This is a genomic window from Klebsiella michiganensis, assembly GCF_015139575.1.
Lineage (GTDB): Bacteria > Pseudomonadota > Gammaproteobacteria > Enterobacterales > Enterobacteriaceae > Klebsiella > Klebsiella michiganensis.
The window spans coordinates 3,804,518-3,825,765 of sequence record NZ_AP022547.1 but is presented as its reverse complement, the minus strand read 5'-3'; the positions used below and the strand labels follow the sequence as shown (position 1 = coordinate 3,825,765).

General features: G+C 57.0%; 23 protein-coding genes. 6 read left to right on the top strand and 17 right to left on the bottom strand.

Annotated features, from left to right (window positions below; genetic code table 11):
- Positions 1 to 2: 2 nt before the first annotated feature.
- From JLG71_RS18105 to JLG71_RS18075, 7 genes are all read right to left on the bottom strand, one after another.
- A complete protein-coding gene (locus JLG71_RS18105; protein WP_200913730.1) occupies positions 3 to 707 on the bottom strand; it encodes a sugar isomerase domain-containing protein in 705 nt (234 codons plus the stop codon).
- A gap of 10 nt (positions 708 to 717) precedes the next feature.
- The gene (locus tag JLG71_RS18100) at positions 718 to 1,209 is read right to left on the bottom strand and encodes a PTS sugar transporter subunit IIB (protein ID WP_014837995.1); all 492 of its coding nucleotides are present in this window, start codon (positions 1,207 to 1,209) and stop codon (positions 718 to 720) included.
- 27 nt (positions 1,210 to 1,236) lie between these two features.
- On the bottom strand, positions 1,237 to 2,016 hold the full coding sequence (locus tag JLG71_RS18095; RefSeq protein ID WP_103815013.1) for a PTS system mannose/fructose/sorbose family transporter subunit IID: 780 nt from the start codon (positions 2,014 to 2,016) through the stop codon (positions 1,237 to 1,239).
- Positions 2,009 to 2,791, bottom strand: coding sequence for a PTS mannose/fructose/sorbose/N-acetylgalactosamine transporter subunit IIC (locus JLG71_RS18090; RefSeq protein ID WP_080528665.1), 783 nt, complete (start codon positions 2,789 to 2,791; stop codon positions 2,009 to 2,011). The genes JLG71_RS18095 and JLG71_RS18090 overlap by 8 nt, the downstream gene beginning before the upstream one ends.
- Before the next feature lie 3 nt (positions 2,792 to 2,794).
- Positions 2,795 to 3,232, bottom strand: coding sequence for a PTS sugar transporter subunit IIA (locus tag JLG71_RS18085; RefSeq protein ID WP_014228688.1), 438 nt, complete (start codon positions 3,230 to 3,232; stop codon positions 2,795 to 2,797).
- Positions 3,229 to 3,960 carry a GntR family transcriptional regulator gene (locus JLG71_RS18080; protein WP_014837997.1) on the bottom strand — a complete coding sequence of 244 codons (732 nt, stop codon included), beginning with the start codon at positions 3,958 to 3,960 and terminating at the stop codon, positions 3,229 to 3,231. Before JLG71_RS18080 ends, JLG71_RS18085 begins: the two co-directional genes overlap by 4 nt.
- Positions 3,961 to 4,250: 290 nt before the next feature.
- Positions 4,251 to 5,459 (bottom strand): pyridoxal phosphate-dependent aminotransferase, encoded by a 1,209-nt coding sequence (locus JLG71_RS18075; protein WP_186006458.1) that lies wholly within the window; start codon positions 5,457 to 5,459, stop codon positions 4,251 to 4,253.
- A 68-nt stretch (positions 5,460 to 5,527) separates the two neighbouring features.
- On the opposite strand from JLG71_RS18075, the gene JLG71_RS18070 reads away from it, so the two are divergent.
- Positions 5,528 to 6,625, top strand: a complete 1,098-nt coding sequence (locus JLG71_RS18070; protein WP_200913729.1) for a glutamine amidotransferase-related protein — start codon at positions 5,528 to 5,530, stop codon at positions 6,623 to 6,625.
- Here JLG71_RS18070 and JLG71_RS18065 read toward each other — a convergent pair.
- The 7 genes from JLG71_RS18065 to JLG71_RS18035 are packed head-to-tail and all read right to left on the bottom strand — an operon-like array spanning position 6,609 to position 13,288.
- On the bottom strand, positions 6,609 to 7,532 hold the full coding sequence (locus tag JLG71_RS18065) for a dihydrodipicolinate synthase family protein (RefSeq protein WP_004849574.1): 924 nt from the start codon (positions 7,530 to 7,532) through the stop codon (positions 6,609 to 6,611). The genes JLG71_RS18070 and JLG71_RS18065 overlap by 17 nt on opposite strands.
- 10 nt (positions 7,533 to 7,542) lie before the next feature.
- Positions 7,543 to 8,712, bottom strand: a complete 1,170-nt coding sequence (locus JLG71_RS18060; protein ID WP_048263175.1) for a M24 family metallopeptidase — start codon at positions 8,710 to 8,712, stop codon at positions 7,543 to 7,545.
- Positions 8,699 to 9,799: a mandelate racemase/muconate lactonizing enzyme family protein gene (locus JLG71_RS18055; RefSeq protein ID WP_200913728.1), complete on the bottom strand. Its 1,101-nt coding sequence runs from the start codon at positions 9,797 to 9,799 to the stop codon at positions 8,699 to 8,701. Before JLG71_RS18055 ends, JLG71_RS18060 begins: the two co-directional genes overlap by 14 nt.
- Complete coding sequence (locus tag JLG71_RS18050; protein WP_200913727.1) at positions 9,796 to 10,971, bottom strand: M20 family metallopeptidase; 1,176 nt, start codon at positions 10,969 to 10,971, stop codon at positions 9,796 to 9,798. The genes JLG71_RS18055 and JLG71_RS18050 overlap by 4 nt, the downstream gene beginning before the upstream one ends.
- A gap of 13 nt (positions 10,972 to 10,984) precedes the next feature.
- Entirely contained in the window at positions 10,985 to 11,710 is a 726-nt protein-coding gene (locus tag JLG71_RS18045) for an amino acid ABC transporter ATP-binding protein (RefSeq protein ID WP_455196263.1), read from the bottom strand.
- A gap of 11 nt (positions 11,711 to 11,721) precedes the next feature.
- On the bottom strand, positions 11,722 to 12,447 hold the full coding sequence (locus JLG71_RS18040; protein WP_025106181.1) for an amino acid ABC transporter permease: 726 nt from the start codon (positions 12,445 to 12,447) through the stop codon (positions 11,722 to 11,724).
- Between the two features lie 28 nt (positions 12,448 to 12,475).
- A complete protein-coding gene (locus tag JLG71_RS18035; RefSeq protein WP_064375154.1) occupies positions 12,476 to 13,288 on the bottom strand; it encodes an ABC transporter substrate-binding protein in 813 nt (270 codons plus the stop codon).
- Positions 13,289 to 13,478: 190 nt separating this feature from the next.
- On the opposite strand from JLG71_RS18035, the gene JLG71_RS18030 reads away from it, so the two are divergent.
- Both JLG71_RS18030 and JLG71_RS18025 read left to right on the top strand, forming a co-directional pair.
- Positions 13,479 to 14,375 carry a GntR family transcriptional regulator gene (locus JLG71_RS18030; protein ID WP_014838004.1) on the top strand — a complete coding sequence of 299 codons (897 nt, stop codon included), beginning with the start codon at positions 13,479 to 13,481 and terminating at the stop codon, positions 14,373 to 14,375.
- A 51-nt stretch (positions 14,376 to 14,426) separates the two neighbouring features.
- Positions 14,427 to 15,212 (top strand): SDR family oxidoreductase, encoded by a 786-nt coding sequence (locus JLG71_RS18025; RefSeq protein ID WP_064375155.1) that lies wholly within the window; start codon positions 14,427 to 14,429, stop codon positions 15,210 to 15,212.
- A 164-nt stretch (positions 15,213 to 15,376) separates the two neighbouring features.
- Here the strand turns inward: JLG71_RS18025 and JLG71_RS18020 are convergent, their stop codons facing one another.
- Positions 15,377 to 16,813: a DHA2 family efflux MFS transporter permease subunit gene (locus tag JLG71_RS18020; RefSeq protein ID WP_102803845.1), complete on the bottom strand. Its 1,437-nt coding sequence runs from the start codon at positions 16,811 to 16,813 to the stop codon at positions 15,377 to 15,379.
- Positions 16,814 to 16,977: 164 nt separating this feature from the next.
- Between JLG71_RS18020 and JLG71_RS18015 the strand changes: the two genes are divergently transcribed.
- Together JLG71_RS18015 and JLG71_RS18010 are read left to right on the top strand one after the other, a co-directional pair.
- Positions 16,978 to 17,568 carry a TetR/AcrR family transcriptional regulator C-terminal domain-containing protein gene (locus tag JLG71_RS18015; protein ID WP_200913725.1) on the top strand — a complete coding sequence of 197 codons (591 nt, stop codon included), beginning with the start codon at positions 16,978 to 16,980 and terminating at the stop codon, positions 17,566 to 17,568.
- A gap of 90 nt (positions 17,569 to 17,658) precedes the next feature.
- Positions 17,659 to 18,021: a RamA family antibiotic efflux transcriptional regulator gene (locus JLG71_RS18010; RefSeq protein WP_032749715.1), complete on the top strand. Its 363-nt coding sequence runs from the start codon at positions 17,659 to 17,661 to the stop codon at positions 18,019 to 18,021.
- Positions 18,022 to 18,205: 184 nt separating this feature from the next.
- On the opposite strand, the gene melA is transcribed toward JLG71_RS18010, so the two are convergent.
- Entirely contained in the window at positions 18,206 to 19,513 is a 1,308-nt protein-coding gene (gene melA, locus JLG71_RS18005; protein ID WP_032749714.1) for an alpha-glucosidase/alpha-galactosidase, read from the bottom strand.
- 200 nt (positions 19,514 to 19,713) lie between these two features.
- Here melA and JLG71_RS18000 point away from each other — a divergent pair, with 200 nt between their 5' ends.
- Positions 19,714 to 20,553, top strand: a complete 840-nt coding sequence (locus tag JLG71_RS18000) for an AraC family transcriptional regulator (RefSeq protein WP_025106187.1) — start codon at positions 19,714 to 19,716, stop codon at positions 20,551 to 20,553.
- 42 nt (positions 20,554 to 20,595) lie between these two features.
- Here JLG71_RS18000 and JLG71_RS17995 read toward each other — a convergent pair whose 3' ends face one another.
- Positions 20,596 to 21,156, bottom strand: a complete 561-nt coding sequence (locus tag JLG71_RS17995; protein ID WP_014228707.1) for a TetR/AcrR family transcriptional regulator — start codon at positions 21,154 to 21,156, stop codon at positions 20,596 to 20,598.
- Positions 21,157 to 21,248: the final 92 nt, after the last annotated feature.

The following is a 21,248-nucleotide window of genomic DNA, read 5'->3' as shown; positions in this document are numbered from 1 at the left end:
CCCTACAGCGTGAATACGCGCTCTTTGTACTGACTCATCAGCATGTCGTTGTATTCTTTACCGCCGGGCAGATTGATGCTGCGCATTACCGGCGGCGCGATACCTTGTTCCAGCAGCATCTCGATGCAGCGGATCACCACGTTATTGATGATGAAGGCCGCAGACAGCGAGGACACCGGACCGGTCATGATGTTGCCGTTATCCATACTTAGCGTGCAGTCACCGGACGGGCAGCCGTTATCGAGAGTGACATCGGCATAGTCGCGAATGCTCTCGCTCGTTGGCGTCGACTCACCGGCGTAGCGGGTGATAACCACCAGCTTCAGCCCCCTCTCTTTGACATTGCGTGCCAGCTCAACGTGCAGCGGTTTAGTGCCGGAGTTGGAGATAATCACAAAGCAGTCTGACTCGCGCAGATCGAGCAGCCCGGAGAAGATGTCGCCAATCCCTTTCAGCGAATCAAACCAGCCGGTTGGCCCATAGAACTGGTCAATGGCTTTGGTATTGACCAGGCCGCCCGCACGACCGGCCAGCTCAACCGCCGCGGCAAACGAGTGGCCGGAGCCAAAGCCGTGAATAATGCCGTTGGCTTTGACGCACTCGGCAAACAGCGCCGCCGCCTGCTCAACTTCAGCGCTCTGAGTAAGAAACACCTGATTCAGCGTCGCTAAAACATGCTGATAATACTGCTGCTGATGTGGTGACATCTCTTATCCCTTATCCCTTATCGGCTTTTAAAAACGTGGTGATACAGGCGTTCGGCTCTTCCGGCGTCATCTGCGCCGTCACCGCCACGCCTTTTTCCAGCAGCGCGTTGATGGCCGCGATCTCAGCATCGTTGACGCTGACCGAGCGTTTGATCTGGCGGCGATCGTCTTTGTTGGACATATTGCCGATATTGAGCTGGGGGAGGGCAATTCCGGCGTTCATCAGCTTCAGCGCCAGCTCCGGGGTCTTCAGCAGGATCAGTACGCGCTGACCGTCGTAGTTGCCGGCGAGGATATTGGCGCTGGCTTTCTCAAAAGAGAGAATAGAGGTGTTGCAGCCTTCCGGGGCTGCACTGCGCAGCAGCATTTTCTCTACATCGTTTGCAGCTACGGCGTCGTCAATCACCATAATACGGTTGGCGTTGAAGTGGCTTACCCAGCGGGTGGCCACCTGGCCGTGGATCAGCCGGTCATCGACACGAATATGCACAATACCTTTCATGATAAGTTCCTTAAATCAATGTGTTACTTAACCGAGAATATTCAGGTTGTAGCCGATAATACCTAAAGCAATCAGGACAAAAATGACCCGAGTCGAGTTCATCTTTTTGAGCCCCAGCAGCCACCAGGTGAACCCCACAACCAGCAGCGGAATAAGCCCGGGCATAATCTGGTCGGCAATGCTCTGCAGCTTGAGCGACACCTCGCCGTAGCTGAATTCGAAATTAAGATTCGCCTTCACCACCGAGGGGATAAGCGCCCCGATAACCGTCAGCCCGAGAATATTGGCTGCGCGGGTAATTTTGTTGAGGTTATTGGTCAAAGACCCCAGCAGGTTGACCCCTTCCTGATACCCTTTGCTGATGCTAAAGCGCATAAACAGCATGCGAACCAGGGCGAACAGTAGCCAGAGAACAAGCCCCACCGGGTTGCCCTGCAGCGCGAGGTACGAAGCGACAGAACCGATAATGGTGGTCGGAATAACAAAGAACAGCGTATCTCCGATGCCCGCCAGCGGCCCCATCAGACCGGTTTTTATCCCGGCAACCGCATCTTTGCCCGCAAGCCCGGTCTGCTCTTCCAGGGCGATGTTCACCCCGAGGATCCCCGGCGCCATGGTGTTGTTGGTGTTAAAGAACTGGCTGTGTACCTTCGCCGCGTCCTTCTGCTCTTCGGGTTTTGCGTACTTTTTCTCAAGGAACGGATAGATGCTGTACAGATAGCCCAGACCCTGCATTTTTTCGTAGTTCCAGCCTGACTGACCGAACAGGAACCAGCGCCAGAACACGCGTTTTAGTACTTTATTCATCGCCCATTGCTCCATTTGCCGGGGATTTGGTAGTTTGCGTTACCTGTTTTTCTGAGTTGAAGACGTAAAGCGCAATTGCCAGACCCAGCAGCGCGGCGCCCAGCACCGGCACTTTCAGATAGGCCGCCAGGAAAAAGCCCAGAATCAGAAACGAGATGTTCTTCTTAATCGGTAAATAGCGCAGCAGGATGGAGATACCCAGCGCAGGCAGTAGGCCACCGGCGACTTTAAGACCGTTCATGATGGACGCGGGGATCCAGGTCACGACGTCATTAACAAAGGTTGCCCCGAGGATCAGCGCCAACAGCACCGGCAGCATACGCGAGAGCGAAATAGGCACCTGGCCCAGCAGGTTCATCCTGGCCGCCGCCTTCACCTGACCCTCTTCAATCAGCCTGTCGGCCTTATGATGTATAAAGGTGTTGCTGAAGCGGGCGAGGATATCCAGCTGTACCATTAAGAGACCAATCGGCACCGCAATGGTGGCGCCAAACGCCGCGCCCTGGCCGCTGATGATCGCGAAAGTGGTACCCAGCACCGCACCGGTCATGTAGTCCGGGATCGACGCGCCGCCGAAGTTGCCCACGCCCAGTACCAGCAGGTTCAGGGTGCCGCCGACGATAAGCCCGGTGGTCATATCGCCCATAATGAGGCCGGCAAAGAAGCCCGCCATGCTCGGTTTCACTAACCCAAGCGTCGTGTTGTTGCCGTCGTATATCGCCAGCCCTGAATAAAGCGTCAGTAACGCTATCTGCCAGACCGCAATGTGCTCCATTTTTTACTCGTCTCCGTCGTCTGTGTGGGCGGCAAGCGCTGCCTGCTGTAAATGGTAAATACCATCACGCGCCGTAGTTATTATTTCATTCAGCGAGGCTGGCGAGTGACTTTCATCAATTGCCATGGCCATTTCCAGAATTAAGTTTAAATTCATCCCAGAGAGCAGGGTGATATTATTCCATAGGTTGTTAGTGACAATAATCTCCATTGCGGAGTTATACGGCGAACCACTTTTTAAATCAGAGAGGATAATAATTTTGGATTTTGCTGCGCTAAGGATGGTGATTTTATCGAGAAGTTCCTGTTTAAATACTGCTATCCCTTTCTCACCATCCAGTTCAACTACATGAAGGTTTGGCTGCGCTCCGAGTATTAATTCTGTGGCCTGTCTGGCACCGCTGGCGAAACCCCCATGAGAGATTAATAATAATTGGTTCATCCTGCCCCCTTATCTGGCGTTCTTATTTCAATATAAAATGATTCTAACCGTTTCCAGGTCTCAATATATTCAATCACCTGACCTTGCTCGTCGTGGGTATAGCGTTTCATCATGATAACGGGCTGGTGAGCCGTGAGCTCAAGGTGCTGCAGGACTTCTGGCGCAGCATCGGTCAGGGCGCAGATGGTCTGCCGATAGGGCATGGTGTACATATCAAGACCATTGTTAACCTTAAAAGCCTCATAAATAGAGCTGAGTGCCGAATTCTTAATCGTCAATTGACTGGCGAAGTAGCGGGCCGGAATATGCGAAATCTGTAATGCATAAGGTTTGTTATTATCAAACTTTAAGCGCGCAATACGATAATATCTTTCATCATCATTTAACCCGAGTTTTTCTTTAATACACGGATCGTTTTCCAGTTCACAGGCGATAACTTTAACCGACTGCATGCCTTTTAAATCGTTATCTGATTCTGAGAAAATAATGTTCTCATTTCGTTTGGCTTTCGAAACAAAAGTGCCTTTACCCTGATAGCGAATCAGGTAGCCTTCATTGACCATTTCGTGAATAGCGCGAATAACCGTGGCGGAACTGACGGAGTAACGCTCTTTTAATTCCGACTCACTGTAGAATTTTTCCCCGGGTTTAAAAGTGCCGTTTCTTATTTCATCTAACAGTGCTGCCTTTATCACCTGGTATTTCGTTGACTGTGCCGTTGCTTTCATTGTTTCGCCAGTTTCTGTTTACATTTATTTTATTTCGTAGGCTTACGATACCCGTACCCGATTGTCCGATCAACCTCTCAACCCAACTTAACCGGTTAACCTGTTAAGTTATTTCCTGGACTGTGATGCATTTCGCAATTTCGCCCCGACGGAGGGGGCAGGGCGAGGAATTTTTGCCGCGCTATTGCGCTGGCGAGCTGAGAAAACGGAGCGCCCGCATTCAACAACCCCGGCCAGTACATCGCGCGGGGTTTTCTTTTTACAGGGCGCCAAAGTGGTGCTTGCGTGCCCTAACGCAGCTGCGCGCAGGCTTCGGCAATCCGCTGACAGGCCTGCGTCAGCAGCCCATCTTCTACCGCGTAGGCAATACGTAAATACCCCGGCATGCCGAACGCGGACCCGTGTAACACGGCCACCTGAGTGTGTTCTAACAGCCAGTTCGCCAGCCCGCTGTCGTCGCGGAGGGTTTCGCCGGCGGGCGTCACTCGCCCAATGAGCCGCTGGCAGTTGGCAAACACATAGAATGCGCCCTGGGGGATGCCAGCGCTCAGGCCCTCGGTAGCGGCAATCATCCCCAGCACCTGCTGACGGCGTTTATCCAGCGTGTGCAGCCAGCCGTCTAAGAAGTCCGCCGAATGGTTAAGGGCAGCGACCGCCGCAGCCTGCGAAATCGCGCTGGGGTTGGAGGTGCTTTGTGATTGCAGGATCTGCATGGCGGCAATGAGCCACTGCGGCCCACCCGCATAGCCCAGACGCCAGCCGGTCATGGCGTGGCTTTTGGACACGCCGTTCACCGTCAGCGTGCGCGAAACCAGCTGCGGCGCGGCCTGAGCAAACGTGGTGAACGGGGTATTGTCGTAACGCAGCGGCTCATAAATGTCGTCGGCCATCACCAGCACCTGCGGGTAGTCCGCCAGCACGTCTGCCAGCGCGCGTAGCTCCCGCTCGCTGTAAATCGCCCCGGTCGGGTTACCCGGCGAATTGAGGATCAACCAGCGCGTTGACGGGGTGAGGGCGGCGGCCAGTTGTTCCGGCGTCAGCTTCCAGCCGTGTTGTTCATCGCAGGGCACAATCACCGGTTCGCCGTCGGCCAGAGAGACCATATCTGGGTAAGAGACCCAGTAGGGCGCGGGAATAATCACCTGCTGCCCGGCGTCCAGGGTTGCCAGAAAGGCGTTGAAAATAAGCTGTTTGGCGCCGCTCCCGGCGATGATCTCTTCCGGACGGTAGCGCAGCTGATTGTCGCGAGCGAACTTGGCGGCAATGGCCGCCTTGAGCGCTGCGGTGCCGGAAACGGCGGTATACTTAGTCTGGTGATGCACGATAGCTTCAATGCCCGCATAGCTAATATGGGGCGGGGTAGCAAAATCCAGTTCCCCTTCGCCCAGGTTGATAACCTGCTTGCCTGCGGCTTCCAGTACCCGTACCTGGTCAGAAATGGCCGCGGTCGGAGAAGGCCGTACGGATTGCATACGACGGGCGATTTGACTGTTATTCATAAATCCTCTTTTGTATCTAATGATTCAATTAATACAATTAGGTACCCAACATCAGCAGGAAACTCGCCGTGTCACCGATCTTTATTCTCGATAACAGCTCCGCGCCCGCCCGCTACGGTATCACCGCCAGCCTGTGGGCCAATCGTCTTGGGTTGCCCCTCTGGAGCCTTCGCCCCGACTTCGCCGGGGATGTACCCGATAGCCACCAGCACGTCATTCGTGCAGGGTACTGCGTGACCAGCGGCCTCTGGCGCAGCGATACGCTGCGTGAAGAGGTGCGCGATATCGCCCTCCTGCCGTCATCAGACGCCGTCATTGTGCTGGCGTCCTCGCAGGCGCCGCTTATCGCCGACCTGCCGGGCCAGCGGCTTTACAGCGACGACAGCCGCCACCGCCTGACGCTCAGCGATGGGCAACACACGCTGTTAGATCTCACCACCGACCGCTACGGCCGCTGGGATAGCGGCGTGTCGTCGTCTGCCGGCGGGTCCTTGCGCATCGCGCTGATTGGCCGCGAGGCGGACCACCGTCTGGTCTATCCCGCCACGCTCGGCTCGCTGGGCGATGCCGCGGCGTCGCTGGGGCTGAACCTGGAGGTCCATTTCTTTGCGCCGGTCAGCCTGTCCACGGGATTACACGAGCTTCAGGCCTTCCAGGGCGTGGTGCTGCCAGGCGGTTCCTCGATGGCGGCGGTCAACGGACAAATCCGCGTGGCGGAAGAGACCCTGGCCCGCGGGCAGCCAACGCTGGGGCTGTGCCTGGGAATGCAGAGCATGATGACCGCAGCCGTGCGCCGTAGCCCGGGTTTCGAATCGGCCATTCCCGCGGAAGTCGCCCCCGATGAAGCCCTGCACAGCTTTGTTCCCTTTGCCGATGGCCGTCATCGCTGCGGCGTATTCCCTTTTTCCTCCGGGCTTATCCCCGGCGATATCCGCGAAATGCACTACAACCATCGCTACTGCTTTAACCCCGAGTTATTGCCGGCGCTGTCTCCCTGCGGGGTCCGCGTGAGCGCGCAAAGCGACGGTATCGTGGAAGCCGTTTCCCAGCCTGAGCTGCCGTGCTGGCACGGGGTTCAGGGGCATCCGGAACTGATGTCCCGCCCGGATGCGCCCCATCCGCTGTTCGTCGCCTTCCTACAGGCGGCGCTTAACGCGCCAGCGTAACCCCGCTGCGATGGTCGCTGGCAAGCTCCTGCATTACGCGGGTCAGCTCTGCCAGCGCCGCGTCGCCGATCGGTTTTAACGGTGCGCGTACGGTGCCGCCGTTAAAGCCGCGCAGCGCCATCGCCGCTTTCACCAGCTGCGGCTGACCGTGTTTGCGCGCCAGCGCCCGATACGCGTACCACAGCTGATGCAAATCGCGGGCGGTGGCGGCGTCGCCCCGTTCTACGGCGCGGAAGGTATTGACGATCAGCTCCGGCAGCGCGCCGCTGTTGGTCGTGCTGATGCCGTCAAACCCGGCCATCATCGGCCCGAGGAAAGCCAGATCGGAGGCACAGAACAAACGCAGCCGCCCGCGCAGGCGGTTGGCAATCTGATCGATGGCGGTTGGGTTGAGATCGCCCTGTTTGATGCCGACCACGTTCGGGATCTCTGCCAGCCGTTCCAGCAGCGCCGGGGAGAGGGTGATGCCGATACCCGGCGCGTTGTACACCAGAATGCCGGTTTTGGATAACGGCGCCATCTCATTGAAGTAGCTGACGATCTGTTCGTCAGTGATTTCGCTAACAAAGGGGGCGGTGACCATCGGGAGTCCGCCCAGCTCGCTTGCCAGCAGGGTCAGCTCGCGGGCGTCGCGCGGGTCGGAACTGGCGCTGCACAGCATCACCGCCACGCGGTCGTCCACGCAGCCCATCACCTCATGAAACAGCTCTCGGCGTTCTTCGACGGTCATTACCGGAAACTCACCGTAGGTGCCGCCAATCAGCAGGCCGTCATAGCCCAGATCAATCACGCGTTCGATATTTTCACGCAGCGCCGGGAAGTCGATCGCGCCGCTGGCGGTGAACGGGGTGACGGTGATGTTGAAAATGCCGCGCAGGCGTTCACGGCACTCGTTGATATCTTTCATCTTTCTTTCCTTACAGCAGCGTTAATGGGCGAGCCAGGGAACCCAGCTGGCGATATCCGGTTTCAGTCACCACCACGGTTTCGCTGACGCCGACGGTGAATTGACCGTAGATACGCAGGGCCGGCGGGATGTGGAAGGTCATGCCAGGCTGCAGCTCGGTGGTGACGCCGCTGTACAGGCTGAGAATGCCGCCTTCGCCCCAGTCCGGCGCGAAGGCGATACCGATGGAGTAACCTGTGCGTTTTTTGAAGTTTTCGGTGAATCCCGCGCGGTCGATCACCTTCTGGCAGGCCAGGTGCGGCGATTCGCAGGTGGCGCCCGGACGAATGGCGTCGAGGGCGGCCTGCAGGGCTTCCTGACAAACTTTTTCCATTTCGATGGCGATAGCGGGCGGACGGCCCAGCCAGGCGGAGCGCATCATCGCGGCGTGGTAGCGATCGTGGGCGGCGGACATCTCCAGAAAGACCGGATCGTTATCCTGCATCACCCGACGTCGCCAGGTGCCGTGCGGCACGCCGCTGCGTGGGCCGGTAGAAACCAGCGGTTCCATGCCGACATACTCGGAACCGGCGGCAATAGCGGCCCCCATCATCGCGGAGACCAGCGCGTTTTCGTCCGCGCCGCTGCCAATCGCCGCCATCCCGGCGCGCATGCCCGCATCCACATAGCGCGCCGCGAGGGCGATTTTTTCCACCTCCGCCGCCGATTTCACCGCGCGCAGCGGTTCGATGACGCCCGCGGTATCGGCGATGGTGCCGAGCTTCGCCTGCAGGGCTTCATAGACGGCAATCGGCAGGAACCAGCCGCGTTTGTCCAGCCCAATGCGTTTGTTGAGCCAGCCGCGCTGTTGCAGCATGCCCACCAGAAAATCCACCGGGTTATCGCCATCCTGGTAGATGGCGGCGTCTGAAATAAAGGTGTTGGCGATAAAGTTAAAGTATTCGAGCTGGCGAATCACAAAGACCGGATCCCCTTCTACCGGCAGCAGCAGCGCCTGAAAGGTGTAATAGCCCGGCGTTTGCTGACCGGTAAGCCAGAAAATGTTTTCCGGGCCGGTCACGATCATCACGTCCACGCCCGCGCGGCTTAAGCGTTCGCGGGTACGCTGAATGCGCTGCGCATATTCGTCGGCGCGAAAGGCGGACTCGCTGCCCTGAATCACATTGTTAACATCTTGCATCATTAAACTCCTGGAGTAAGTTGGCCCGCGCGGCATCGAACTGCACGCCCAGACCGGGAGAGTCGTTAACGGCGACCATGCCATTGCGGTATTCCAGCCCGCTGACGGGATCGTCGGTTAATCCATCGGCGCCATACAGTTCGGCGAATGCCGGTTGCACCACGCGGCACAGCTGGAGCGCGGCGGCGGTGGCGGCATGGCCTTCATTCATCTGGCCAATCATGAACGGCACGTCGGCGAGTCGCAGACGGACGGCGGCGGCAAGCGTCGGAGTAAGCCCCCCCAGTTTCACCAGCTTGAGATGCCCCCACAGCGCACCTTTGGCGGCGATAAGCCGGGTGATGGCCGACTCGCTGTTGAGGCTTTCGTCGAGCATGATCGGGATGCCGTAGCCGTACAGTTCAGCAAGCTGGCTATCGTTTGCCGGGCTTAACGGCTGTTCGATATAGCTGAGATTCAGCTCGCGCAGATAAGGGAACGCCGCGTGAGCCTGCGCCAGCGACCACTGGCCATTCACGTCAATCGCCAGCGAAATCTGCTGACCAAACCGCAGCGTCAGCTTTTGCAGGCGGGCCAGGTCGGTGGCGAAATCCGCTATCCCCGTGCGTAACTTCAGCTGGGTAAAACCGCGATCGACATAGCGCTGCGCCTGCGCCAGCATCTCTGCTTCGCTGCCCCAGAACAGCGTCTGATTGGTGTGCCAGGCGGGCAGGCCAGCTGGCGCCCCCAGCCAGGCGGCGACGCTGACCCCGTTCTGACGCGCCATTAAATCGTGCAACGCCATATCCAGCGCCATGCGCGACGGCGGCAGCAGCGTGCGGTCCTCCTCGTGCAGCGCGGCAAGTTGCGCCGCGGGCTCCTGGCGCCAGTCCCAACCGTTGAGGCGCTGAAGCAGGTTGTTCAGCACCTGCTCTTCGCGGTAGCCGTGCAGGTAGCGAATGTTGAGACGCACTTCGCCAATCCCCGTCACGCCACGGTCTTCCAGGCGCAACCAGAGGGTGTCGAGCGCCGTCACCGGGCCGGAGGCGGCGGTATGCAGCGTCACGCCGGCGTAATGCAGGTCTCCCCGAAAGAGCTGCGCTTTCATAAATCGGACGCCGGCGGCAGCATGGCGAGCGCAATATCGAGATAGATATCTGCCGCGGCGATAAATTCATCGACGGGGACGAATTCATCGGGCTTGTGGGCCACGGCCAGCGAGCCGGGGCCAATCACCACGCCCTTTGCGCCCAGCGAACAGAAATGCACCAGGTCGCAGCCGCCCTGAAAACCAAACGGGCCGGGTTCGCTCTGTCCGTGACGGCGGCAGGCGGCAAGGCTTTGCTCGACAATGGCTTCGCTGCTGTCGGTTTGCGTCGCGCCGCCGGTGGTGGGCTGCCAGGCGATAATTTCCGCTTCCACGTTTGCCTGCGCGTACGCGTGGTCGAGCAGCTGTTGCAGTTCGGCTTTAACAACCTCTTCGTCTTCCCCCGGTACCATGCGGCGATCGAGCAGCAGCTCGCAGCTGTCTGGCACCACGTTGTCCGCATGGCCGCCGTGGATGCGGGTCACCGTCAGGCTGGCGTTGCCGACCAGATCGTGGCAGCGGCAACGCACCTGCAGGTGGTGGGCCTCTTCGATCAGCCCTAAAAGGCGCGCGGACTGGTAAATGGCGTTAACCCCCAGCTCCGGCGTGCCGGAGTGCGCGGTGACGCCTTTTACCCGCACGCGAGGGCGCAAGCTGCCTTTGTGAGCCGAGAAGGTCGCATTCGATGTCGGCTCGCCAATCACCGCGAAATCAATCGCCGGCGGGGTGTCGCGTACGTAAAATTTCGCCCCTTCGCTGGCGATCTCTTCATCGGCGGTGAACACGCCCATCAAGGTGCCGGACCAGCGCTGACGGTTGGCGGCCAGCAGACGCAGGGCTTCAACCATCGCCACCAGCGGGCCTTTGGCATCGCAGGCGCCGCGCCCGTACAGGCGGCCATCGCGTTCGCTGAGGGTGAAGGGATCGCTCGCCCAGCCGCTGCCCGCCGGAACGGTGTCGATATGGGTGTTGAAGGCGAAGCACGGTCCCGGTCCATTGTGCAGGACGGCGATAACGTTGGTCCGCCCCGGCGCGTATTCGCTAAAGGAGAGATCGAACCCGGCGGTCAGCAGCCAGCCTTCCAGACATTCGGCGGCTTCACGCTCATGGCCCGGCGGATTTTCCGTATTGATGGCAACCAGCGTCGCTAAATCCTTTTTCATTCGTGCGCTGTCAACCTGGTAACTGGACATAGGAACTCCATAATTAATGTAATATTTGCGTCAGGAAGCGCTGCGCGCGCTCGCTGACGTGGCCGGCGAAGAAATCACCGGTGCTGGCGCGATCGATAATTTCGCCGTCTTCCATAAAAAGAATGTTGTTGGCGGCCCGCCGGGCGAAGCCCATCTCGTGGGTCACCACCATGCTGGTCATCCCTTCCGTGCTGAGCTCTGCCATCACTTCCAGCACTTCGCGGATCATCTCCGGGTCGAGAGCTGAGGTGGGTTCGTCGTAGAGCATCAGCTCGGGCTTCATCGCCAGGGCACGGGCAATCGCCACGCGCTGCTGCTGGCCGCCGGAGAGCTCGTCCGGAAAGTGGTCCGCGCGTTCGTTGATGCGCACCTTCGCCAGCAGGTTGTCCGCCAGCGTGCGGGCATCAATGCGGTTCATCCCCAGCACCGTCATTGGGGCCAGCATGATGTTTTCCGCCGCCGTCAGGTGCGAGAACAGCTCGTAGTTCTGGAACACCATGCCAATACGCTGGCGCAGTTTGTGCACCGGCACTTCGCCCCGGCTGATGTGCTGGCTGGCGAAAAAGATGTCGCCGCTGTCGGCAGGTGAGAGCATGTTGACGCAGCGTAGCAGGGTGGATTTTCCCGAGCCCGATGGCCCAATCAGCACCACGGTTTCCCCGCGCTGCACCTCAAGTGAGCAGTTCTTGAGCACGGTCTGGCGACCAAAAGTCTTATCAATGCCGATCATCTCCAGCAGCGGTTTCTCGCTCATGGTTCCTCCCGGGCGATTTTCGGTAATTTAAACAGGCGGGTCAGTCGCTTCTGGCTCTTGCTGCGCCGCTGTTTGGGATCCAGTACGCTTTCAAGCCACGACTGGAAGATCATGAACAGGCTGGTGAGCAGCAGGTAATAGAGACCGGCGGCGCAAAGCGCTTCGAAGTAGCGGAAGCTGGCGCTGGCGGTCTGGTTGGCGACCAGCAGCAGCTCCTGAACGGCGATAACCGACACCAGCGCGCTCGATTTCAGCATGCTGATCATCTGGTTACCCATCGGCGGCAGAACGATGCGTGCGGCCTGAGGCAGCACGATTTTTCGCATGATCTGCCCGTGGGTCATCCCGAGCGCCATGCCGGCGGTGCGCTGGCCGCTTTTTACGGCCTGCAGGCCAGAGCGCAGAATTTCCGCCATGTAGGCGCCTTCATTAAGCGAAAGCGCCAGCACTGCACAGGTAAACGCGGAGAAGCGTAAGCCGAAGCCTGGCAGCACGTTGTAGACAAAGATTATCTGGAACAGCACTGGCGTCCCGCGAAACAGCCACAGGTAGAAAAAGGCCAGCCCTCTCCCGGCGCGAAACGGCGCTTCCTGCAACAGCGCCAACACCAGGCCCAGCACCACGCCACACAACAGTGAGCAGAGGGTAATCAGTAGCGTCATCCACGCACCCTGAACAAACTCGGGTGAGAGGAAGTACTGCCACATTAGTTCGATCGACATAGCTTTCTCCGGTTAATGGCAAAACGGCTTAGAAAAGGGCAACGGAGTCAGGGAAGTTCCATTTCTCAATCAATTGCTTATAGGTGCCATTTTTGACGAGACCCTGGAGACCTTTCTCCAGCAGGGCCCGGGTTTCGGTGTCGCCTTTACGCACGGCAAACGCGATATGGGTATCCGCTTCGAATTCGTCGCCAACCGCGGCAAACACGCCCGCTTTTTCGGTTAACAGGGCGACGGTCCCCGGCGTGGAGAGGAACTCGGCATCGGCGCGGCCCTGGGCGACGGCGACGGCGGAGTCGGTGGCGGCGGGGAAGGTCATGACGTTAATAGCCGGTTTTTTGGCGTCCAGGCAGCGCTGGTTATCTGCCCGGGCCTGGCTCTCTTCGATCCCGCCGAGCGTCACGGCGATGTTTTTGCCGCAGAGGCTCAGGTCGCGTCCGGTGATTTTTGCCGGGTTACCTTTGCTCACCACCACGCGGCTGCCGATTTTCAGATAGGGCACAAAGTCGACCTGCGCGGCACGGGTCGGGTTGACGTACATGGCGGAGTTGATGATATCGAGACGTTTCCCCTGCAGCGCTGGGATAAGCCCTTTGAACTCCATCGGCATCGGCGCAGGCGCCAGTTGGATCTCTTTGCTTAGCGCGTTAATCAGGTCGATATCGAAGCCGGTGAGCTTGCCCTCTTTCACGAACTCAAAAGGCATAAACGTCGCCGCCGTGCCGTAGGTCAGCTTGCCCGGGGCGATGGTTTCCACCGCAGCATGGCTTACCAGCGGAAGTGCGGTCAGTGCGAACATCAAGGTACGCACGCGGCGAAACAGTAAAGAATTGCTGGACATAGTCGTCTCCTGGTTAAGATTTAAATTGAATTTATTGAGTCAATAAATACAATCAAGCGTGTGAAAAAATGTCTCATCCTGGTGCGTATTGCACGCTAATCGTGCAGTCCTTGCTTTGTTTTGCTGCGTTTTGTTGCCCGTGATATTGTATATATCGATCACAACAATGCATTTCAGGGAACCGTTCTCCATGCAGCCTGACTCCACTGCGAGCAGTCGCCGGATTGCCCGGCAAATACTCGACCTGATATCCGAAGCAAAATTCGATCCAGGTCATCATTTACGGGAGCAACATCTTGCCGATGCGCTGGGCGTGTCGCGTACGCCGGTGCGCGCCGGGCTAAAAGAGTTGACCCGAATGGGGGCGGTTGAAGCGCGTCCGAATCAGGGCTTTTTCCTGCTTAAACGCAGCAATGAGCTGGAGCTGCTGGAGATTGAGCAGTCCAAGAGCAATGACCAGAAGCTGTACGAGCAGCTGGTACACGATCGTATTGCGGGTGCGCTGCCGGAATCGTTTACCCAGACCGAAATCAGCCAGCGCTATGATGTCGATCGCGGCGTGCTGACCCGTACGCTGGTCAAGCTATCGGAGGACGGCCTGATTGCCCGTAACGCGGGGCACGGCTGGCGCTTCCTGCAAACCCTCAACTCCGATGTCGCCCTGCGCAACAGCTACGGTTTTCGCCTGATGATTGAACCGACGGCGCTGCTGACGCCCGGCCTGCATGTGGACAGGCAGATGCTTAAACGCCTGCGCGCCCGGCATCTGCGGCTCATCACCCACCCGGACATTACTCAGGTGCCGGCAAAAGAGATTTTCGAAACCGACGCTGAGTTTCACGAGCTGCTGGCAGAAGCCAGCGGCAACCTGTTCGTGTTACAGGCCATTCAGCAACAAAACCGGCTGCGCCGTCTGCTGGAGTTTGGCAGCTATCACAATAAGCGCCGCGTAAAAGCGTGGTGTGAAGAGCATGTTGCCATCATCGATGCTCTGCGAGAGAACAAGCCGGAACTGGCGGCAGAGTTGATGAGAACGCATCTGCAATACGCCTTTGACCAGGTCAATGTTAAAAACGCCCGCGCATAACTGGCATCGCTCTTGCACATATTGCTTCTGAAAATACAATCAGGAGCACTTATGGATTTTCAGATACAACAACGTGTGGCGCTGGTCTGCGGTGCCGGCAGTGGTCTGGGACAGGCTATTGCCCTGTCGCTGGCGCAGGAAGGGGTGAAGGTGGCGGTCACCGGCCGCAGCGCGGAAAAACTGGCGCAAACGGTGGAACGTATCACCTTATTGGGCGGTACTGCCCGCGCCTGGCGGTTGGATCTCGCCGCCCCGGAGCAGTTTGATCGAGTGATTGCCGATATCCGCGAGCGGTGGGGCGATATCGATATTCTGGTTAACAACTCCGGTGGTCCGCCGCCCGCACCGGCGCAGGGGACGGATGGCGCAGTCTGGCAACAGCAGTTTTCAGTCATGGTCGCCTCGTTGATTCAGCTCACCGATAAACTCCTGCCCGCCATGCGCAGCCGCGGCTGGGGACGCATTATTACCACCACTTCATCCGGCGTGATAACCCCCATTCCCGGTCTCGCCCTGTCGAACGCGCTGCGCATGAGCCTGCTCGGCTGGTCGAAAACCCTCGCCAGCGAAGTGGCTGGCGACGGCGTGACGGTGAATGTGATGGTGCCAGGGCGCATCGCGACCGACCGCGTCAGTCAGCTGGATGCTTTCAAGGCGCAACGGGAAAACAGCAGTGCGGAAGCGGTCGCCGAAAAGAGTCGTCAGAGCATTCCGGCCGGGCGCTATGGCGAACCGCAGGAGTACGGCGCCGTCGCTGCGTTTCTGGCAAGCCAGCCTGCCAGCTACATTACCGGCGCGGTGATTCGGGTTGATGGGGGATTGATCGGCGCGATTTAGCCAGCGAGAGTGCGCCATGCCAGCCGGTTCGCATCGGGCTGGCATGACTGCCTATCAGCCGCTCCGAATTGTTTATTTTGCAGGCAACGAAATCCATTACTGCAAATTTAACCAGCAGGCATTGGGATCGGGTCTGACAGCGATTCATTTTCTGTATAACGGGTTTATTCTTCCGGCGTTGTTAAAGTGGAATGGTTCACCATAAATAATGCGCAAAGCGCGAGCAGTACGGCCCCGCCGGTAAGTAGCCACCCGGCGTGGTGAAACGCGGCTAAGCTCCCCCGGGTATGGGCAAATCTGACGTAGCAGGCGGTCACCAGCGCCGCGCCCGCCATCGCCCCAACGCGCTGGAGGATATTCAGAACAGGTGCGGCATCAGCGACGTGACGGCTGCCAGCCATAGCCAGGCCCGCAGCCATCGCGGGCACAGTTGCCAGGGCTAAACCGAACCCTCTGACCGCTATTGCGCCCCCCACAAGCGTATAGCGACTTCCCGCATCAATCATTGTCAGTGGCAATGTGGCAAATGCCGCGAGCAAACCGCCAATGATAAGCACCGTTCGTGGCCCCAGCTTATCAGCGAAGTAGCCGGCCACCGGAAATCCTATCGCCGAGCCGATTAACTGAGGGGTGAGAAGCAGGCCCACTTCAGCAAGCGTTACATGGCAAACGTCGCGGAAATATAAAGGAAGCAGGAACTGACCGCCAAAATTCACCGCGCCGCCGATAGCCATCAATACGGCAGATAAAGTGAAACCCCGATGCTTGAAAAGCTCGAGATGCAGTAAGGGGGACTCAATGCGCAAAGAGCGATAAATAAACAAGCAGGTGAACAGGGCGCCCACGCTGAGCATGATGACGTTCCAGCCATATTTACCACTATTCAGGCTGAGCTCTTTCATGCCTTCCATCAGCATCGGCAGGCTGCAGAAGACCAGCGCCAGTCCCAGCCAGTCCAGGGAGAGGGGCCTGTCAGTTTTTATTGTTGGACGGGGAAGCAGCTTCCATCCGGCAAGACAGGCGCACAGACAGAACGGCACCGTGATCCAAAATAACCCTCGCCATCCGCAGATTTCAAGCAGGACCGCGCCCAGCGATGTTCCCAGCAAGGGAGCAATGACGATCGCCACGCCAATCGTGCCAATCACCCGCCCCAGACGTTCGCGTCCGACGACCAGACCAAGGATCGTTTGCCCTGCCGGTACGAGTAATCCCCCTGCCAGGCCTTGCATAACTCTTGCGGCAAGCAGCACCTCAAAACGCGGGGAAAGGGCGCAAACTGCCGAAAAAATCGCAAATAAAATAAGGCCATAGAGCCAAAGCTGCGTAGCGCCAAACCGCCTGGCCGCCCATGCGCTAAGCGGAACGCCTGCCGCAAGGGCCATAAGATACGCCGTTGCTATCCATTGTATTGCCGTGTCCGTCACGCCAAGGCCGGCGGCCATCGCGGGCAGCGCCGCGCTCAGCATCGTTGATGAGAGCATCGTTGCAAACGCCCCCAGGGTGATGATGGCCGCCTGCATCCACAGCATCGGAGGTATGGCGTTTATCGGTCGCGGATGGGTTGTTTCCTTGACCCGCTTGTCTTGATTGATATTCATAAAAAGCCCCCCTAAGGACGATGAGCGAAGAAATCTATCATTGATCAATAAACCTATCAATGATAGATTTATTTGCATTAAAGATTCCGTCAGGCGCTGAGTTCAGACAAAATGGCGCTTCACAGACCACTGGCCGGTTTGATGCATCAATAAAGGGGAATATCATGGCGAAAATCCAGCGAGATCAGGTGATTGAGGCAGCATTAGCATTATTAGATGAGGTCGGCCTGGAAGCGATTACGACCCGTAAGCTGGCACAAAAACTGGGGGTGGAATCAGCGACGTTGTACTGGCATTTCAAGAACAAGGCCAGTTTACTTGAAGAAATGGCTTCCGCGGTTTTAGCCAAACACCATTCCCTGCCTGTCCCCGAAGACATTGCTGAATGGGCAAACTGGCTGGCGGATAACGCCCGTAGTTTCCGGCGCGCTCTGCTCGCCCATCGGGACGGCGCCCTGTTACATGCCGGGACATCACCGGCCCGGGTGGGAGGGGATACGTTTCGTCCCAAGGTGGCGTATCTTGCGCGCGTCGGTTTCACTGAAGCCGACGCCGCAATGATATTACTCACTCTGAGTGAATACACCCTGGGATGCGTATTAGAGGAGCAGTCCCGCTCGGGCGGTGATGGTAAGCAAATTTTATCAAAGACATCGCCAGGAAGTGCCTCTATCGAATCGCTGGTTTATCCCCATCCGGATACTGCGTTCGAATTCGGTCTGTCGTTGATAATGAGAGGGTTATTAGTGCCCTGAGCTTCACGCTGTGCCGGTGACAACATGATGTGCATACCTTACGCAAAAACTATTTTGATAAAACCGGCAGCATTTAGAAGGGGAGGCGAGATGTTTATTTCCGAAGCAGTGATAGCCGTCATCATTGACTGGATCGACAATAACTTACATAAACCACTGCGTATAGAACAGATAGCCCGTTATTCAGGGTATTCCAAATGGTACCTGCAGCGTTTGTTCTTGCAATATAGAGGCGAGAGCCTCGGGCGCTATATCCGTAATAAAAAACTGGACTCAGCGGCCCGCGATTTACGCGAGACCGATGAGAACATTTACAGTATTGGTTTGCGCTACGGCTATGACTCGCAGCAAACATTCACCCGATTATTTACGCGTCATTTTCATTTGCCGCCCGGTGAATATCGCAAGAAAAACAAAACAGCCTGTTACGTACCGGGTAAGGCTGAATCTTAATCTCCTTTCCGATAGCCCTGGCAAAGCCGCCGCAGAAAAATCGATGCGAAGAGATTTATCAAAAAATAGAAAAACAGACAGCGCCGAAAAGACAAAACCTCCTGTTCTTTGAGTAAACATGGGGAACGGCGCGGAAAACGCCGCGCCTGGTGAGTTATCAGGAGGTTGCTGGTCAGCAGAGCGATTAATGGTAGGCGGGAAGCCAGCTGCCGTGTGCTTCAATAAGTTCGTCGCACAGTTTGCGGATGTCATCGATCGACAGCTCTGCGGAAGTATGCGGGTCGAGCAGGGCGGCATGGTAGATGGCTTCGCGTTTGCGCGTCACCGCCGCTTCGATGGTCAACAGCTGAGTATTGATGTTGGTCCGGTTCAGCGCTGCCAGCTGCTCCGGCAAATTGCCGACGTAGCATGGCGTGACGCCCTGGCCATCGACCAGGCAAGGGACTTCGACGCAGGCCTCGGAAGGTAAGTTGGTAATCAAGCCGGTGTTGAGCACGTTACCGCCAATTTTGTAAGGCCGATCGGTTTCCATCGCTTCGATGATGTAAGACGCGTATTCATGGGTACGGCTGTGGGTCAGGCTGGTGTCATGGGTCAGCGCCAGTTTCTGCTGCTGCCATTGGTCAATCTGTTCAATACACCGGCGCGGATATTCATCCAGCGGGATATTGAAGCGTTCAATCAGCTCCGGGTAGCTGCGTTTGATCCAGTAAGGCATGTATTCGGCGTTGTGCTCTGACGATTCGGTGACGTAATAGCCGAAAGTTTTCATGATTTCATGGCGCACCATATCATCATGCTTGCCCTGCAGGGCGCTGGCCCGGCGCTTGATTTCCGGGTACAAATCCTCGCCGTGACGGCGAATGTCCAGCAGCCAGGCCATGTGATTAATACCCGCGATATGAAATTGCACGTCGTCGGTTGGCATATCCACGCTTTTCAACAGCGTTTCAGCACACACCTGAACGCTGTGGCACAGTCCTACCGTTTTTACTTCCGTATGGCGCAGCATGGCGCCGGTTATCGTGGCCATCGGGTTGGTGTAGTTCAGCAGCCAGGCGTCCGGGCACACGGCTTCAATATCCCGTGCGAAATCAAACAGCACGGGTAGGGTGCGCAGCGCGCGGAAGATACCGCCAATGCCCAGGGTATCGGCAATAGTTTGCTGAAGACCATATTTTTTCGCGATCGTGAAATCGGTGATGGTACACGGATCGTAGCCGCCAACCTGAATAGCATTCACCACGTAATTGGCGTTTTTCAACGCCGCGCGGCGGTTCTCAACGCCAAGGTAGGCGGCGATCTTCGCTCTGCCCGCATTGGTATTGCGGTTGATATTATTCAACATGGCGAGGGATTCATTGAGACGGGCGCTGTCGATGTCGTACAGCGCAATCTCCACCTCTTTCAACGCCGGCGTCGTCATAATGTCGCCGAGTACGTTCCTGGCGAAAATGGTGCTGCCTGCGCCCATAAATGTCACTTTAATCATGGTATTTCTCCTTTCCTGCTGTTTTCACCAGGCAGAATGTACGCTGCGGCATGAACAGGAAATATGGCTAAATGTGATATTGGTATGGCGAAAAATGATGTCGCTATGAAAGTGTGAGCCAGCTCCGAATCTGGCTGAAACACGGTGACTTTACTGCAGGCATCTCTGATAACGTGGGTGAAAAAGAGAGAGCGCGACTGATGCACAAGACTTTTACCCTTAATCATACCGACAATATCGAATTGAATTTGTACCAGTACGGCGAGGAGAATTGTCATAAGGGACACCGCTTTGGCCCCGCAGTCCGCCAGCATTACCTATTTCATTATGTGATAAGTGGAACCGGCACATTTTACAGTGAGTTTGGCGCTTTTCCTGTCGGCGCCGGGGAGGGGTTTCTGATCCATCCCCATGAGGTGACAACCTACTGCGCTGATAATAGGGATCCGTGGCATTATATGTGGCTTGAGGTCGATGGGCTGATTGCCGCCAGAATTTTCGAGGAGTGTCATCTTAGCCGGCAATCTCCGGTTTATCGCCCCAACCTGAATAAAGACGACTCCAGCGCCTCTGGCTACCTGCGGCAAATTGTCGAACATGGCGATGAGCATCCGCTGAAGGTGCAGGGATTGTGCTATCTCTTCTTTTCTTCGCTAATCAGCAATACGCCCGGCGAAAAGGCTTCCCTCCCTGATGACAAAACCCGGCATCTGCAAAGGGCGATCAAAAAAATTGAAAATCGCTACCACGAACATCTGACGGTTGATAGCCTGGCCGCCTATTGCAATATCAATCGCAGCTACCTCTGCCGATTGTTCAAAGGCGCCTACGGTATCGGCCCCAGGGAATACTTGCTTAATTTTCGTATGAATATCGCAGTGAGCCTGCTGAAAAACAGCGCTACGGCGATTAAAGTCGTGGGCATTTCCGTTGGCTATGAAAATCAGCTGCATTTTTCTAAAGCCTTCAGGAAGCTGTACGGCGTATCTCCGGCTAAATGGCGGCAAAAATACCTTTCTGAACAGCAGGCGCTGAGATGACGTTCAGCGCTTATTCTCATCGGCGGTGACTCTGCGCGATCGCTATTTTGCGGGCGTATCCTGATTGAGAATGCGCGATCGACAAACATCCAGAATTTCATCTGCCAGAGAGGAGCTATCAGGACAGGCGCGGGAAAGGACCAGCGCGCCGACAAGATGCGCAATCGTATCGATCAGGTCGGCACGCGTAAGGCCTTCCGCGGCTTTCTCATTTGCTAAGGTGGCCAGCTGAGCTTCAATGCCAGCCGCAAAGGTTGCCTTAATGGCTTCAGATTGACGCGCGGCGTCACTACCCAGAGCCGACATCACACACCCCTTTGCCATGTCATCACGATGTTGGCGGGAGAGGTAATACTCCACAAACGTTTTCCGGCTCACATCGGCCGTACGTTCTGCCGAACGCGTAAAGCCGCAATGCATCGCCTCCGATAATAAATCGGCCTTGGAACCAAAGTGTTTGTAAAACCCTCCGTGGGTTAAGCCAGCCGCTGACATCAGCTCCGCTACGCCTACGCCGTCGTAACCGCGCTCACGAAAAAGTTCTGAAGCCGTTTCAACGATTCGCATCCTGTTTTCGCGAACCTGCTCTTTTGACACTTTCATGGCTTACCCCCCTCAAAACAAAGGCTAAGTATACATTGATGATGATCATAATCAAACCAGTTGACTTTATAGATGATGATCATCATCATTAA